The organism is Ruegeria sp. D7, assembly GCF_056534355.1.
Genome location: NZ_JBQFPG010000014.1, coordinates 104,453 through 120,757 on the forward strand (window position 1 = coordinate 104,453; position 16,305 = coordinate 120,757).

13 protein-coding genes are annotated in these 16,305 nt (G+C 54.5%); 7 read left to right on the plus strand and 6 right to left on the minus strand.

Features of this window, described 5'->3' with window-relative positions:
- Positions 1-319: 319 nt before the first annotated feature.
- On the plus strand, positions 320-2,233 hold the full coding sequence (locus ACRZ9U_RS17390; RefSeq protein WP_170746925.1) for a heparinase II/III domain-containing protein: 1,914 nt from the start codon (positions 320-322) through the stop codon (positions 2,231-2,233).
- Positions 2,234-2,437: 204 nt separating this feature from the next.
- On the opposite strand, the gene ACRZ9U_RS17395 is transcribed toward ACRZ9U_RS17390, so the two are convergent.
- The 6 genes from ACRZ9U_RS17395 to ACRZ9U_RS17420 form a co-directional block, all read right to left on the minus strand.
- Complete coding sequence (locus ACRZ9U_RS17395; RefSeq protein ID WP_170736163.1) at positions 2,438-3,355, minus strand: lysylphosphatidylglycerol synthase domain-containing protein; 918 nt, start codon at positions 3,353-3,355, stop codon at positions 2,438-2,440.
- A gap of 2 nt (positions 3,356-3,357) precedes the next feature.
- Positions 3,358-4,188: a class I SAM-dependent methyltransferase gene (locus ACRZ9U_RS17400; RefSeq protein WP_170746926.1), complete on the minus strand. Its 831-nt coding sequence runs from the start codon at positions 4,186-4,188 to the stop codon at positions 3,358-3,360.
- A gap of 13 nt (positions 4,189-4,201) precedes the next feature.
- Positions 4,202-5,386 (minus strand): glycosyltransferase, encoded by a 1,185-nt coding sequence (locus tag ACRZ9U_RS17405; protein WP_480902515.1) that lies wholly within the window; start codon positions 5,384-5,386, stop codon positions 4,202-4,204.
- A complete protein-coding gene (locus ACRZ9U_RS17410) occupies positions 5,383-7,059 on the minus strand; it encodes a glycosyltransferase family protein (protein WP_170407111.1) in 1,677 nt (558 codons plus the stop codon). Before ACRZ9U_RS17410 ends, ACRZ9U_RS17405 begins: the two co-directional genes overlap by 4 nt.
- Complete coding sequence (locus tag ACRZ9U_RS17415; RefSeq protein ID WP_480444193.1) at positions 7,052-8,038, minus strand: glycosyltransferase family 2 protein; 987 nt, start codon at positions 8,036-8,038, stop codon at positions 7,052-7,054. Before ACRZ9U_RS17415 ends, ACRZ9U_RS17410 begins: the two co-directional genes overlap by 8 nt.
- Before the next feature lie 281 nt (positions 8,039-8,319).
- Positions 8,320-9,282, minus strand: coding sequence for a LysR family transcriptional regulator (locus tag ACRZ9U_RS17420; protein WP_170407114.1), 963 nt, complete (start codon positions 9,280-9,282; stop codon positions 8,320-8,322).
- Between the two features lie 127 nt (positions 9,283-9,409).
- Here ACRZ9U_RS17420 and ACRZ9U_RS17425 point away from each other — a divergent pair, with 127 nt between their 5' ends.
- From ACRZ9U_RS17425 to ACRZ9U_RS17450, 6 genes are all read left to right on the plus strand, one after another.
- The gene (locus tag ACRZ9U_RS17425) at positions 9,410-10,417 is read left to right on the plus strand and encodes a TAXI family TRAP transporter solute-binding subunit (protein WP_170394045.1); all 1,008 of its coding nucleotides are present in this window, start codon (positions 9,410-9,412) and stop codon (positions 10,415-10,417) included.
- Positions 10,418-10,497: 80 nt separating this feature from the next.
- The gene (locus tag ACRZ9U_RS17430) at positions 10,498-12,711 is read left to right on the plus strand and encodes a TRAP transporter fused permease subunit (protein WP_170407117.1); all 2,214 of its coding nucleotides are present in this window, start codon (positions 10,498-10,500) and stop codon (positions 12,709-12,711) included.
- A 4-nt stretch (positions 12,712-12,715) separates the two neighbouring features.
- Positions 12,716-13,954, plus strand: coding sequence for an NAD(P)/FAD-dependent oxidoreductase (locus ACRZ9U_RS17435; protein ID WP_170611509.1), 1,239 nt, complete (start codon positions 12,716-12,718; stop codon positions 13,952-13,954).
- Between the two features lie 24 nt (positions 13,955-13,978).
- On the plus strand, positions 13,979-14,728 hold the full coding sequence (locus ACRZ9U_RS17440) for an aspartate/glutamate racemase family protein (RefSeq protein ID WP_480886628.1): 750 nt from the start codon (positions 13,979-13,981) through the stop codon (positions 14,726-14,728).
- Positions 14,729-14,804: 76 nt separating this feature from the next.
- Positions 14,805-15,557 (plus strand): TSUP family transporter, encoded by a 753-nt coding sequence (locus ACRZ9U_RS17445; RefSeq protein WP_170736149.1) that lies wholly within the window; start codon positions 14,805-14,807, stop codon positions 15,555-15,557.
- A 16-nt stretch (positions 15,558-15,573) separates the two neighbouring features.
- On the plus strand, positions 15,574-16,305 hold a 732-nt coding region (locus tag ACRZ9U_RS17450; RefSeq protein ID WP_480902522.1), incomplete at its 3' end, for a pyridoxal-phosphate dependent enzyme.

Sequence of the window (16,305 nt, forward strand, 5' to 3'; positions counted from 1 at the left end):
GACCATAATATTAATGCTCGGATCGCTTGCGCTAGGTTCTCGTGGCTGGCTTTTTTACGTTTGTCCTTTCGGCTCTACTTAAACATTACTCCAATAGGCTGCCGGGCGGGGCGTTTAGCATATCAATTTGCTAAGCTAAACTAATCGGATGTCTTTGACAGAATTTGGCCACCGCTGCAGAGTCGGGTTGCAGGCGTTTCCAGTGCGGAAGAAACCCATGATCGCAACCGTTAGAAGTGTGAATCCGATTAAAGCCCTCTTTTTGTTCGTTTTGTCCTTCGCTTGTTTTTGCGCTACAAGCGCTTTGTCCCAAAACTCAGTGCCGCAAGTCGTTCTAACGGATGAGATCGTGCAGCGCATAGAAACAGAGCGCGCAGCCGATCAGGTATTCGCGGCTGACTATCAGGCATTGATTGACAGTGCAGAAGCGCATTTGCAGTCGCCTACTATTGTTGAGGCAGTTCGGAATGGAGATGGTCAGCTTCACGAAGCTTTTCGTGGATTTGGACAACGTCCGGTCGAACGCCTCACCACATTGGCTTTGGCTTGGCGATTGACCGGTGACAGTCGATATGTTGATCGCGCCAGAACCGAGCTCTTGCAGTTTTCGGAACTGGAAACATGGCAGCCCGCACACTTTCTGGGATTAAGCCGTGTCACTTTGGCGGTGTCGCTCGGATACAGTTGGATTAGTGACAATCTGGCCGAAGAGGATCATCAGACTATTCGATCGGCACTTGTGGAGAAGGGGTTGAAAGAAGCCGCAAAAATCTACGATCTGGATACGCTTTATTATGACAAGGGTTGGGTCGCCCCCCAACGCTGGGTGAATCCAGTATCTGTTCCCGCGTCGCTTCCTGATGGGACGGCTACTGCGGATATCGCCTGGCCCGTTGCATCCTTCAACTGGAACATCGTTTGTAATGCGGGAATGATCGTCGCTGCTCTGGTTGTGTCAGAAACAGAACCGGAACTGGCTGATCATATTATTGAGCAAGCGCAGGTTTCACTTAGAAATGGGTTGGCAATGTTCGCTCCGGATGGGGCTTGGCCAGAAGGACCGATGTACGGGGCTTTGTCCGCCCGGGACGCGGCGGTGGCGTTTGATGCGCTTGTTTCCGTCCTCGGGCATGATTTTGATCTCTCTAAAATGGTAGGGTTGGAGAATTTTGGTGAGTTCCTGATCCATGCATCTGGGCCAACTGGCATGCTGTTTAACTTTGGAGACAGCGATACAAGCACTGACCTTGTTGTATTGACCTGGTTGGCGTCGCGGTTCAATCATCCGGGCTACGGCACTAAGATAAATAGCAAAATGCGGTCTTCCCATCCAGCATTCAAGCTGATCTGGCAGCAGCGTCGCAATAGTGAACCAATCACTGCCCGATCAACATCCTATTGGTCTGGAGGGCTTGGGATCGTAACCATGCGGTCTGGTTGGAATGACCCTAAGGCCAGCTATATCGGCCTCAAGGCTGGCCCGCTTAGCAGCCATCACAATGACCTTGATGCGGGCACCTTTGTGCTTGAAGCCGACGGTGTACGTTGGGGGGTGGATCTTGGGCTCGGAAATTACCAATTGCCCGGCTACTTTACTGACAAACGTTTTGACTATTATCGAACGGCCACGATCGGGCAGAATACACTGACCTTTGACATGGCAAATCAAATCGAAACGGGGCGGGCCTATGTTGAGGAGTTGGCGCAGTTTCCGGGTTTCGATTTTGCAATCGCCGATCTTTCAGACGCCTATGGAAAGCCCAAGGGAACGGTCAGACGAGGAATAGCTCTTGTCGACGGAACGACAGTGTTGGTTCAGGATGAAATTAGCTCTGATCAACGGGGGCGGGTGGCGTGGGCAATGCATACCGAAGCGCAGTTAACAGTCGATGGCTCCAAGGCCACATTGCGTCAGGATGGGAAAGAACTAACCGCGCGCATTCTGTCGCCGCCAAACGCCACCTTCTCTCAACTTTCAGCCAATCCTTGCGAAACGGCATTCAATTCTGAATGTGCGATGCAGAATCCGAATTCAGGCGTTACACGGCTCATGATCCAGCTTGATCTTGATGAAAGTGACAAGCGTGAAACCATTGTTGTTACTTTTGAACCTGATGCACAGGCCGCAAACAAGCCGGTCATCCCGTTAGGTGAGTGGCGACTGAACGCGACCCTCTCGAACGATGTTGTGAAAAAGCACATTGATCGGTTGCCTGCTCAAAACTCACGATAGGTTTGGGTCAAACTTGAACGACCTCAACCCTGGCTTTGGGCGATGCTGGGTGCGCTCAAGGAATGTAGTACGCACCAGAAGTCGCACTACGTTTGGAAACGAATAGAAGACGGCACCCTAGCGCCTGAGACAGCGCATGGCGACCTTCAGATACGATAGACTCCGCTGCAAATTGTCTGGCTGACCTGATCCAAATTTTGAAACTTATACAGCTTCGTGCTCACTACTGCTTAGATATCGGCGCAGGGTTAGGCCAAGCCCAAACACAGCTACATCCCCCAGAACCGAGATCGCGCGATGCGCGATCGCAGCGCTTAGACCGACTCCCTGATCAGTGAAAAGGCCAAGTCCGATAGCTATAATTCCGTCTCGAATACCGATACCACCGGGTGCGCCCGGCATCAGAAAACCGATGACCCAGGCTGTCGAAAAGATTGCGATGCATTGCAATATACCGGCACCACCCTGAGGGTAGATCGCCCGTGCGACACACCAAAGTGACAAACCCAGCATCAAAAAGTTGAAGCTATGCAGAAACAACAGGATCAAGCATTTTGAAGATTTAAGTTTCGGTTTTCCCGCTTTGCGCCAGATTACAATCTGGCCAATCATGATGCAGGCCAGAATTCCGAAGAAGATGATTGTCATCTGTCCATCGAGCCAGGATCCTGGAAGGTCTGCAATTACTGCGGCGACAAGATCGGGCATGGTCAGGAGCACAATTCCGACGACCAGAGCACCGCTGGCGAGCAGAAAACCGATCTCGAGCAAAAGAGATGACGCAATAATTGCGGATGGCACTCCATCACTCCGTGCGAGGGCGAAACGTCCCAAAAGGTGGGCAACATTGCCGGGGATGTATTTCCCGATCTGCGATACCATTAACTGACTTTCAGCGCGTGTGCGCGGTAGGGCAACGTCATAGATGTTTAGCGTCACCCCCCAAGCCACAGCACCTACGAGCTGCGACAGCACATAAAGGGTAAACCCACCTAGCAGTGCATAACGGGCGCGGCCTGACCCGAGGTCGAGCACTGCAATGTCTCCTGCGTGTCGAACCAGAATGATTCCGATGAAGATCAGGGCAGCAGCGGTGCCGATATAGCGCAGGGCGGTAGCCATGTTTAGTACTTACGCGCGACGATGATGTATCCAATGCCACGATCACCGTTAAGGAACACCTTTTGAACTTTCCAGACTAGCCGCATTGTCAGCGTTCCGAGCAACGAGCTGTAGAAAGGCCAGATAAGCGTCAGTAGGTTGCGATCCGAACCGCTAGCGCTAGTGCGGTCGTCTTGGTTCATCTTTTCGCCGCGTTTCTGGGTCTGTTTGGCATAGACCCGAGCAATCAGCCGTTCCATAATATTTGCCAGAGGAAAGCCGTAGCACTGGACTAGCTCAATCTTGAAGCCAGCCATTTCAACCAAGTCAACAAGATCCTTCCGCCGGTATCGCCGGAAATGACCTGCCCAGACATCGGCTGGGTTCCAGCGTTCGGGATGTGCTGGGACAGAAACCATCAAATGACCGTCTTGTTTCAAATAGCGTGCCCATTCGATAAGCGCCGCTGAGTCGTCCTCAATATGTTCCAGTACTTCGAAAGCGACTAGATGATCAAAGCTTTCCAGCGCTAGCCCCTGACAAGTTTCGCGAATCTCTACTTCTCTGGTTCCATCCAAAATTGCCGTGGCAATACGTCGGGCCGAAGTAGACTTATCCACACCAACCGATGAAAACCCCATTCCCGCCAAGTCGTCTAGCAATGCACCAGCCCCACATCCGATTTCTAGAAGTCGTCCGGGCATCAGCCTTTGGGCCAGTCCAAGAATAACATTTCTCCGCATTAAGTAACGCGGGGCCGGCACCCATTGAAGAGCCGGAATAGCCAGGCCGAAATGCCTATGCCTGATTACGGTACCGTAATGGGTCTTAGTATTGCGGCGGGATTCTTTCATGTCGACCACAGTTTTATCCGGCTTGAGGTGCACAATGAAACAAGTATCCGCAAAGAGTCCGCGCAATCTCATGCGGCTGGGCCATTTTCAGTTTGTCTTCAGGCATTACCGGATAGCCCTCGTGCCTCAATTCAGCGATGGCATCCAGCAGCGCTTCGGGATTTGAATGAGGGATAAGCTTCACCCCGAGAGCTTCGGTGCCGAATGTTTCGATCATGGCAGGTGAGCTTCGGGTGATCACTGAACGCCCTGACAACAGCGCCTGATAAACCTTGTTCGGCACCACTGACGCAGCCTTGCCAGAGGCGCCAAAAATGCCGAGGCAGATGTCGGCATTTGAAATTGCCTCGGTCAGTTCCTCATAGGGAACCCACTTCTGCCAGGAGATATGATTATGCTCCGCATCCACCAGAGCTGTCTCGAGCAATAGGCGCTCTTGCCCGGTGCCAATCAGGCGCCAATTGATATCGCGACCTCGATCCGAGGTAGCTGCCGTCAATATCGTTTTAAGCCCATGCAGCGGGATGAGCTGTCCGTAAAACAACACTCTAGTGGGACCGTCGTGGCGCGCAGGAGGAGGCAGACGCTGGAAGGATCCCGGCTCAGCTCCCACCGGCACTGCTCCAATCCTGGATTCAGGCAAATTGAAGATCCGTGCAATATGCTCGGCATGCGCCTTCGTATCGAGCAAGACATGATGCGCTGCCCGACAGGCCAGCCATTCAGTGACCCAAAGCATCCGGCCCGGCAGTGACTTGGCTCCAACCATACTTCGATCGTTAACGACAGTGTCGTAAAGCGAAAGGAACATGTCCCAGGTGATCTGCCGCCGACGTAGCAGGGCAAAGGGCCACAACACCAATGTATCGAGCGCGCCAAGATAGGGAACCATCACTGCGTCATGACGAGGCGCACGCAAATAATGCAGGATCAGAAGCGGATAGGCCAAGAGCGCGCTGAACAACACTCGGATCATCACAGCCATGTTCAATTGGCTTTTATCCGCGTGTTTGGGCCAAATCTCTGCGTGGATTTCAATTACTTCTACGCCGAGCTCTTGCAATCCAGTTCGGAGAATTCGAGTACGGGGTTTGCTAAGATCATATGTTCCCCAAAAAATCACCCGCTTGTTGCCGGGCTCAGATGGTATCGGAGTGGTGCTGACCACCCGAGGGGAAAGAGGCATATCGGCATTCATAGCGAAAGCATCCGGAAGCCGGTATAAACCTCTCGATCCAAGCTTTCTGGCGCGACCGGAGCCACACCAGTATCCCAGATCAGCCTGGCAGCAACACCTTTCGGTCCGTTGATTGTTACTGCCTCGGCCCCAATGCTGAGAATGTCTCCAGACGCGACGGCACTTGTATCAATCTGTACTGGCTGGCTGGTTTCGACCCGATACCTCCCGGGGAACGGAAGTGCCAATTCAACCGGTTCGCCGGTCAGCGTCACTGATCCTCCGGCAAGCCAGATCGATCCCGAATAGTGCACATATGACTCGCGTAATATCTTTTGGTCCTCAGGCAGCAGCACAGACTCGGCTCCATTGGCCGAACTTGGGTCCATCGTCAGCGTCAGAGCAGTTTTGTTGGTGATAAGTAGAGGCGGCTGCTGTTCTGCGATGATTTTGGCAAATACGGGCTGGCCCGCCGCCTGATAGCGTGCAACGCCCCAGCCTGACATGAAGAAACCAGGATTCGGGAAACTTGCGATCATGTGGCTGTCATCAATATAGGCGACCTGATCTGGGAAAAGGCGATGAATTTCCGCAATAGTGGCGCGTTGGTTTCCTGCACGATCTTGCAGTGCTAGGGCTGCCTGGACAAAAAGCCCCGCAAGCATCACCATCACCAGTTGTGCCGAGCGTCGTGATGATCCAAGCCTCTGTGCTCCGATCGCGACGGCTGCCATCAGGAGTGGGGTAGCGAAGGGGTAAAAATAGACAAAGGCATTGCGATAGATCACCACCGAGAGGAGCGGTGCAGCAAAGAGCGCAATCAGCAGAACCCGCCGAGCATTCCGACCGGCACACAGTCCGATCCCCACAAGAATGATCTGTGGGAGGCTGAGCATAGCCCAACTAATGAATTCAGTTGATCGTGGGAATATGCCGCTTTTCAACAGCGTCGTATTCAGCGCGTCCTTTGCATTGTTTGCCGTCTGGTTGCATTCGGCGACGCGAAGGCCAGACGCATGCCAGAGGTAGAATGACACGCAAATGCCAGCCGCCAAGATACCCGTGATAATGATGTGCCGTACCGCTATTCGATCTTCGATCCTCCATATCAGCACGGCCAGAAATGCGGGCAGATAGAGTGCCGATTTGATCGTAACCAGTACGGCCAGAGCGCTCAGAAGCGCTGCCGCCAGTGTTTGCCAGACAGACAGGCGCGTGGTCAGCAAGATTGCAATCGAAGAAGTCAGTAACGCCGCAGCAATGGGATCGGCACGGAAACTGGCGCCATAGGCCAAAACGTAGCCTGAAGTCAGGAAACCCAGAGCAGCGATATCGGCAAATCGCTGTTCGGTAAAATACAGGGCGATACGGTGCACAGAAATTGTGGTCAGCCCGACGCATGCAACCATCACAAGCCGGGCTGCAAATATCTGTTCCATCTCATGACCCGGCAGCGCATCGAGCCATGTGAAACCATGCACGAAGAAGGTCTGCATTGGACGGTCCAATCGACCGTCGAGGAAGGCATGGACATGTGACAGGAAATAGAATTCGTCCCAATTCACATTGTGAGTATACGCCAGCACCAGCATAAACACGAAGACAACGACAATGCTCGCACGTACCACTCGATCAAGAGTGATAGCCCCTACCAATCCGGCGTTTCGTTGATCGCCTAGCGCCGGATTATCCATTCTCTACCGCCCTGACCGGGTCGAGGGAAATTACTTCAGTAGGTCTAATCGGCGCGCGCAGCAACTCTCGGGCCCGGATGTCTTCCAGCAGACTACGGTTGGTGGCGATAAGATCGGCCAGGATACCAACGGCGAACAGTATCGTGGCCATTGCCAGCAGCACACCGGACAGAACCAGCGACTGAACATGCCCGGCCCCCCCGTCTGTCGCGTAATAATAGAGAAATCGCCCAACCCCGATTAAGCCAGGCAAGGCGAATACTGCCGAAAGCGTCAGGAAGAACTTCAATGGTGCATAGATCACAAAAACGCGCAGAATAGTTCTTGCTGAGCGGGTGACATACTCTCCGATACCTCTGAACAGACGAGACGGGCGTGTTACCTTGTTGACCCGAACAGGCACCGAGGTCATCGGGATATGTTTGCGTCCGGCCTGAATGATGGTTTCCAGAGTGTAGGTATAAGTGTTGACAACACAGAGTCGGGCAGCGGCATCTCGGGAATAGGCGCGAAATCCGCTGGGCGCATCAGGGATTTCTGACTTGCTTGCCAGTCGCACGACCCAACTGCCCAGCCGCTGAAGGGTTTTCTTCAACGGCGAGAAGCCCTCGATCTCTCTGATCGGGCGAGCGCCGACCACGATTTGTGCCTTACGCTTCAGTATCGGATCAATCAGGGCGGGAATGTCGTCTGCGCAATACTGATTGTCTGCATCGGTGTTGACGATCACATCGGCGCCCAAAGAAAGCGCATACTCGATGCCGGCACTGAACGCACGGGCGAGGCCGACATGGCTGCTCATTTCCAGAACGTGATCAGCTTTGGCATTCCAGGCGACTTCAACGGTCCGATCGGTGGAGCCGTCGTCGATGACCAGTACTTCAACTTTACTGACGCCAGGAATCGATCGGGGAATTGCCGCGATCGCTTCGGCAAGGGTTTCCTCCTCGTTAAGCGCCGGTATTTGGACGACAAGCATCATGATCATGCCACATTGATAACTATTGAGTGCAATTACATTTTATTTTGGGACAAAATTGTGTCCAAAAGGGGTAATTGTTGAGCCATCTGAAACGGTTGAAACGCTCCTTTGAAACAATTCGTATGAATATTCGATGGTTGGTGCGTCATCGGTGCCGACCGAAAACTGCGTTACTCTAAATCAGTGAATTCCGACCAGCCGTCGATCTTCTCAAATCAACTTGACGCTGTAAATCGCTTCGAGCGATCAAGAGATCAACTCATTGGGGCCGATCAGTTTTACTCACGCCCGGCCTGGAAAATCCATTCTGTGTGAGGGTTCGCCTTCACGTCTTCCAACATTTTTAAGACCTCGGCTTTCCATCCAGCTTTGATCTTTAAAGCCAGTTGAGACGGCGGCCGGTGGTTGGGTTCAAGGATCGCGTATTCATATCTGAGCGGTTTCTTGAATGGCAAAAAAGCGACCTTTCCGTCGGACAGGTTCAATCCTTGCTCGGTCACGACGGTCAGCGGATCAACGATGCTGCAACATTGCCCGGAGCTGACGAAGGGGATGAGCGGCTGAAAATACTGGCAGGTCACTGTCGGATTGTACTCAGCACCGACCTCCTCGAATTCCTGCCGGATTTTGCGCTGGAATGGGTGTGACGCATGCAAGCCGCCCATGGGCGTATCGTTCAGATCAGACAGTGTCAGGCTCTTACGCGAAGCAAGTGGGTGGGTGCGGTCAATGGCACAGAAGCAATCTGCTTTGATTAGTTCGGCAGAGTACTGCGGTTCTTTGCCCGCTGAATGTTCGAAATCAGCAAATCCGAAGTCGATGTTCTGGGTCCCTGCAAGCTCCATGATCTGAGGTGAACTGCGGGTGGAAAGAGTGATGCGAATATCGGGGTTTTCTCCGACCGACTGGCTGATGAAACGCGGGAACAAAAAGGCGGACGGCCCGGGCATCGTTGCGATGTTCAGGCTGCCTGCATGCCCTTTGATCAACCCTTCCATTGTGCTGGAGATGGTGGCGAGACGGTCCAGAATGCCTGTGGTTTCGGCCAGAAGGTAGTGCGCTTCAGGAACCGGAACCAGGCGTCTTCCCTTGCGTTCAAACAGGGTCAGTCCCAGCGTTTTTTCCAGGTTTTTCAACGCAAGGCTAATCGCCGGCTGAGTGCGATTCAGTTTCTTGGCAGTTTGCGAGATAGAGCCGGTCTCCATCACTTCGCGAAACACTGTGAGCTGAATAAGGTTCATGGTTAATGTATAAATAAAACCTTAGTTTTGTGAAGTATAAAAAATTTGCATTTATGCGAATCGTCTCTACGCTGAGAAGATCGAATTCGGGAAAACCGAATCCAGCGATCCAACAACGGAGATGATTATGAAATTCGTGAAATGTTTGACCGGACTGGCCTTGGCAGGCGCGCTTGCCGCCCCTGCGCTGGCGCAGGATCCAACATTCTTCCGCATCGGGACCGGTGGCGCAGGCGGAACCTACTTCCCCATCGGCGGCACCATCGCCAACGGAATTTCTGCCCCTCCGGGATCTCGCCCGTGCGAAGAAGGTGGCCAATGTGGCGTCCCGGGCCTGATCGCAATCGCGCAATCCACGACAGCGTCGGTGTTCAACAATGCCGCAGTGCAGAATGGTGAGCTTGAGGCCGGTCTGGCCGCAGCCGATGTGACCCGTTCAATGTATCTGGGCGAAGGCAAGTTCGAGGGTAAACCTCATCCTAACCTTCGCATCGTAGCAAATCTGTTCCCCGAGGACCTGCATCTCGTGCTGCCCGCCGGTCAGACGATCAACGACCTGGGCGATCTGGAAGGCAAACGCGTCGGTATCGCACAGGCCGGATCGGGTACGCAGGTTGCAGTTTTGCAGATGCTCGACGCCTGGGGCGTGAATCGCGACAATATGGATGAAGCCGAACTGAACAACAGTCAAAGCGCCGAGCGTTTGGCTGACGGTCAGTTAGACGCCTATTTCTACGCTGCGGGCTGGCCAGTTGCCGCGATGGTACAACTGTCGTCGACCAAAGGCATGAACCTGCATTCGTTCAGCGATGAAGATCTGGCCAAGATCAACGAGATCATTCCGGCCTATATCCCTTCGGCCATTCCGGGTGGTGTCTATGAAGGCATAGACGCGGAAACCAAGACCCCTGCGGTCAGTGCTATGCTGGTTGTGTCCTCGGATCTGTCTGAAGATCTGGTCTATCAGCTGACCAAAGCCCTGTGGAACGACAACACCCGCAAGCTACTGGACAACGGCCATGCCAAGGGTAAGCAGATCACGCCCGATACCGCGCTGGATGGTGTAGAGGCGCTGGGTGTTCCACTGCATCCGGGTGCCGAGAAGTTCTACAAAGAAGCCGGACTTCTTCAGTAAACGTAACGGACTGAACTGTATCGTCGGTGCCCCTATGTGGGGCACCGCACACTGGAACTATGCGAAATCGGGAGGCCATCATGTCCGAGACCCAGAAACTTGATGACCACGAATTGACAGCCGAGGAACTAGCGGCCATCGAGGAACAGTTCGATGAAGGTGCCGCCGTCCGGCAGGTGACGCCCACCGCTGGAAAAGTTCTCCGTGTTGTGGCCCTGATTTTAGCGTTCTACGAATTCTTCACGGCCGGATTCGGCCTGCCCGCAGACCACTGGCACATGGGCATCTACCTCGCCCTGCTGTTCATTCTGGTCTATGCCACAATCCCGATTGTTGGGGCAAAGAGCCTTTATGCCCTTAAGGTCAGCCGGTTCCGCATCGGTAACATCCCGCTCTATGATCTGGTTTTCATGGCGCTTGGCATCGTTGCCGCGCTCTATGTTGGCGTAGCCTGGCGCGGCATTCCGTTCCTTGGGATCGAGGAACAGACGTTCCGGATGGGCAACCCCAACAACTATGATGTATTTCTGGGTGTCGTCATCATCCTTTTGGTGCTGGACATTGCGCGGCGCACGCTGGGCTGGGTGCTGCCCCTTATCATCTGTGTTTTCATCTCATACGCCCTGCTGGGGCCGTACTTCCCCGGACTGCTGCAGCATCCCGGCGTGAATTTCAAAACCTTCGTATCGTCGATGTATTTTCCGCAGGAAGGTATCTACGGCGTCACGCTCTGGGTGGTTTCGACTATCGTCTTTCACTTTGTTTTGTTCGGCGTCATCGCGCAACGCACCGGTCTGGGGCAGCTGTTCATCGACAACGCGACTATACTTGCGGGCCGTTATACTGGTGGTCCGGCAAAGGTATCAGTGGTGTCCTCAGCTTTCTTTGGCACGATCTCGGGCTCATCGGTGGCCAACACCGTATCGACCGGAGCATTGACTATCCCCAATATGAAGCGCCTCGGATACCCTGGCCATTTTGCGGGCGGGGTTGAGGCTGCGTCTTCTGCTGGTGGCCAAATCACTCCGCCGATCATGGGCGCTGCAGCCTTCATCATGGCCGAGTTCCTTGAGGTCCCCTACACCACCATTGTGATCGCGGCGATCTTCCCAGCAATACTGCACTATGTCGGCGTCTTCGCTGTGGTGCACCTGATGGCACGCAAGCTGAACCTGAAAGGTCTGGCGAAAGAGCAGCTGCCGCAACTCAAAGCCGTTTGGGCGGAAGGCTGGGCCAATATCGTGCCACTGATCGGCCTGCTGGTGGTGCTGTTTACGGGCTACACGCCATTCATGTCCGCTTTTTGCGGTATTTCTCTGGCGGTCATCGCGGGCATGTCGCGGATCAAACAGCCGCCAACGCTGGTCTATGCCGCGGCTTTCCTGGCTTTTGTGCTTTGGAAATTCTCGGATGGCGGGTTCGACCTGACGATGACCGCAATCCTTTGTGGCCTGTCGGTTATTGCCACGCTGAATCCACAGAAACGGATTGAAGTGCCCGAGATGCTGCAGGCGGTCGAACTGGGCGTGAAGTACTCGCTGGCCGTTGGTGCCGCAGCGGCTGCGGTTGGCATCGTGGTCGGAGTGATCAACACCACTGGCATCGGCTTTCGCATTGGCTTCATGGTGACACAGGGCGCGGGCAATCTGGCTTCAGATATTTACAACATGATCTCGTTCGGCAGCTTCCAGCTGTTTGCCATGGAAGACCTGCAGCTATTCATCTCACTGGTCTTCATAGCCATCGTCTGTATCCTGATGGGCGCGGGTATCCCGACCACAGCGTTGTACATCATGCTGGTATCGGTCGCACAGCCTGCTTTGGCGCAGCTCGGCGTTCCTCCCATCGCCAGCCACCTGTTCGTGCTCTATTACGGCGTGGTGTCAGAAATCACACCACCGGTCTGTACGTCGGCCTACGCGGCTGCTGCAATTGCCAACTCGAATCCGTTCCGCACTGGCCTGTCGGCATTCACTCTTGGATTGGGCAAGGTGATTGCGCCGATGGCTTTCGTATATGCGCCAGTTCTGCTGTTCGTATCCTCAACCGGCTTCAATTTCTGGGAGTTCACTTACACCGCCGCCAGCTGTATCGCCGGGGTTATCGCCCTGTCGGCTGCGGTTGTGGGCTACTGGCTGAAACCGATGAATGTTGCGGCGCGGATTCTGATGGCCCTTGCGGGGATTATCTTTGTCGCGCCCAGCCTGACGGCAGACCTGATCGCGCTGGCCGTTGCCTCGCCTGTCATCGTCACCCAATTGATCGCGCGCAACCGCAGTCAATCTCCGGCCTGAACTGATGACAGAACAAGTGACCATCATCGGCGCAGGAATCGTCGGCATCTGTTGCGCTTTGTCGCTGCAGGAACGGGGCATTCAGGTTCGGCTGATCGATCGAGGTGAGCCGGGTCAGGAAACCTCGTTCGGGAATGCTGGTGTGGTTTCGCCTTGGTCGATCATTCCGCAAGCAATGCCCGGTATCTGGAAAATGCTGCCCAAAATGCTGCTAGACCCTAAGAGCGCGCTGTCAGTCAGGCCCAGCTTCTGGCCCAAAATGATTCCTTGGGGGTTGCGATTTCTCGGAAACTCAGGAGAAAAAACTGTTCGCGAAGTCTCGGACGCGATGGAGGTTCTTTGTCGCCCCTCCGTCGATCTGTACCGGCGTCATTTACATGGTACCGGGCACGAGAACCTGATCACCGATAGCTATTACATCCACGCCTTTCGCCGACCAGAACAGGCTGATCTGGACGGGCTTGGATATCTTATCCGCCGCGAAAAAGGCGGCGATCTGGAACGCGTCGACGGTGACGAACTGCGCCGATTGGAGCCCGCTATGTCCGAAGCGTTCAAAGGTGCGATTGTGATCAAAGGGCAAGCGCGTGTAACCGCTCCGGGACGTGTGGGAGCGGTTTTGGCCGAAAAGGCGCAAGTGCAAGGTGCTGAAATTGTGCAAACCGAAGTCACCAAGCTTACCCCCGCGGAAGAGGGTGGTTGGCAGATTGCAACTGCGCAGGATACGCTAACCGCCAGCCATGTTGTTCTTGCGGCAGGCGTATGGTCTGCCGACCTGTTGAAACCATTGGGATTGCCTATGCCTCTCGTGGCCGAAAGGGGCTATCATGTCGAATTCCCAACCCCTGCGGTCGAACTGAACAACTCGGTCATGGATGTGGATGCAAAGGTGGTCGCAAGTTCGATGCTTGGGGGGCTTAGGGTCGCCGGTACGGCTGAATTCGGCAGCGCCGATGCACCCGCTGACCCACGGAAGAAGCAAATCCTGTCCCAACAGGCCAAGGCCATGATGCCCGAGCTTGATACAGGTGAGGCGCGGTTTTGGATGGGTCGGCGCCCGTCATTCCCGGACAGCTTGCCCGCAATCGGGCAAGTAAAAGACCAAGAGGGACTCTATGCAGCGTTCGGGCATTCTCATTACGGGCTGATGATGGCCCCGAAAACCGGCGAGCTAGTGGCGGATATCGTCTCGGATCGCATCCCGAATATCGATCTAGCACCGTATACACCAACCCGGTTTTGAACTTTCAAATCAAAAAAGGACCTGATGACAATGCCAATTTATCAAGGCGGCCAGAATATCTGCGGGGCCTCAATCGGTGTGCTTTGCCTTGAAAGCTATTTCCCAAAGCCACCGGGCCATATCAAGAACCCGTCCAGCCTGCCATTTCCGGTTCTGTATGAAATGATCGACGGGGTGACTGTCCCGACACTTCTGAACAACCCTACGCCGGAATTGCTTGAACCCTTCATCGAAGGTGCCAAACGGCTTGAGGCCGAAGGCGTGCGCGCCATTACCGGCAGCTGTGGCTTTCTTGCGCTGTTTCAAAAAGAACTGGCTGCAGCGGTTTCAGTTCCGGTGTTTGCTTCCAGCCTGATCCAGGTGCCGCTGGCTTATCACATGACCGGCGCGAACGCTCCGGTGGGTGTTTTGACTGCAGACGCTTCTGCTTTGACTGCCCGGCATTTTGAAGGCGTCGGTGCCGCCGGTGTTCCGGTGGCGGTGAAGGGACTGGAGGACACTAGTGAATTTGCAGAAGTGATCTTGCGGAATACCCGCACCCGTATGGACACAGACCTGATCGAGGCCGAGGTCCTGAACGCAGCCCGTAGCCTGATGCTTGAGGCCCCTGATATCCGCTCACTGGTTTTGGAGTGTACAGACCTGCCGCCCTACGCATCGCGCCTTCAGGAAGAACTGTGCCTTCCCGTGTATGATCTGACGACACTTGCGCAAATGGCACATTCCGTAGCGGCCCGCGAGCTATACTCTGGATTGATGCCCCGGCAGCGTTAGTGCGTGCCAATCAATTCGAATGAAGGAATGACATGGACCATGGCCGTAACCTCAGGATATCTGAGGTCTTGCAACAATGCCAAAGCTGCAGGAGTGCTATGTGACCATTGATCTGTCCATTTTGATGGCCGCCATTTGCCTCGGGGCAATGCTGCAGGTTGGCGTGGGCATCGGTTTCAGTATCATCGCGGGTCCCCCGATGATGATCCTGCTCGGCACCTCGACGGCAGTTCCCATATTGCTGTTGCTGAATACCCTTGTGTCGGTAGTCGCGACGGACCGTCATGTACTGAAGAACAACAAGCCACTCATTCTTAATGCTATCATCGCATGTTGTGTCGGTGTAGTTGCCGGTCTTACTGTTTATCCGTTGTTGAACGAGGCGTTTGTTCTGGCCTTGACGGCCTGCTTGTTGTTGATCGGCTTGATCACCACCCTGCTTCCCTTGCGCGGTACAATCGGGCGTTTTGGGTTTTCAGCCATTACAGGGCTGTCCGGGCTTGCAACCGTCTGGGCAGCAACACCGGGCCCACTTATGGTGTTTGGTTTGATCGCAAAGGGCCGTTCAGCCAAAGAGGTGGCCAAGCTGGTGCAACCCATCGCGCTGGTGGCTTACGGCATTGCATTCGTGTTGCACAGCCTGTCCGAAACGCAGGCCATCACATACGAGCCGCAACTGCTCGGCTTTGTCACAATCACGCTGGTAGGCAGCCTGCTTGGACGGGCAGGGGGCTCTTACTTGCCGCAGTCGGTCGTCATAGCCGCGATCCGCGTGGTTTCTTTCATCGCCTGCTGTGTCCTGTTCCAGCGCGCCTATATGATTGCATAATCCCGGGAGGTGCACGATGCAACGAAACGACAATCTGGAGAGATTTCCTCGCGCCCGGCTTATGTCGGGCCCGACACCTCTGGAACGTTTGGACAGGTTGTCAGCGGAATTGGGGATCGATCTCTGGCTCAAGCGCGATGATCTGACGGAGCTTGTGTTTGGCGGCAATAAAACACGGCAGCTCGAATTCTACCTCGGCGATGCACAGCAACAAGGTGCCGATACCATTCTAATCACCGGTGCTGTTCAGTCCAATTTTGTCCGATCTGCAGCTGCGGCGGCCGCTAAGCTGGGCATGCAATCCGTGCTTCAATTAGAAGAGCGTGTCCCAGATATGGACGAAGAGTATTACAGGTCCGGGAACGTATTTTTGGCACAGATTCTGGGTGCCGAGCATATGAGCTATCCCGAGGGCGAAGACGAAGCTGGGGCCGACGCGGCATTGCACGCGCGTGCTGACGAATTGAAGGCCCAAGGCCGCACGCCATACGTCATTCATCTGGGCTTGAATCATCCACCTCTGGGGGCGTTGGGCTATGTCGTTGGCGGACAGGAATTGTGCGCCCAGATGCCAAATTTCGATGCGGTGGTTGTGCCGTCAGGCAGTGGTGCTACGCATGGCGGTTTGCTAACCGGTCTAGCACTGGAAGGCAGCACGGCCCCGGTATTTGGAATATGCGTGCGCAGAGATCGCGAGAAGCAACACGCCCGCATGATGATCGTTCTACAGAGACTTGCAAACTTGCTG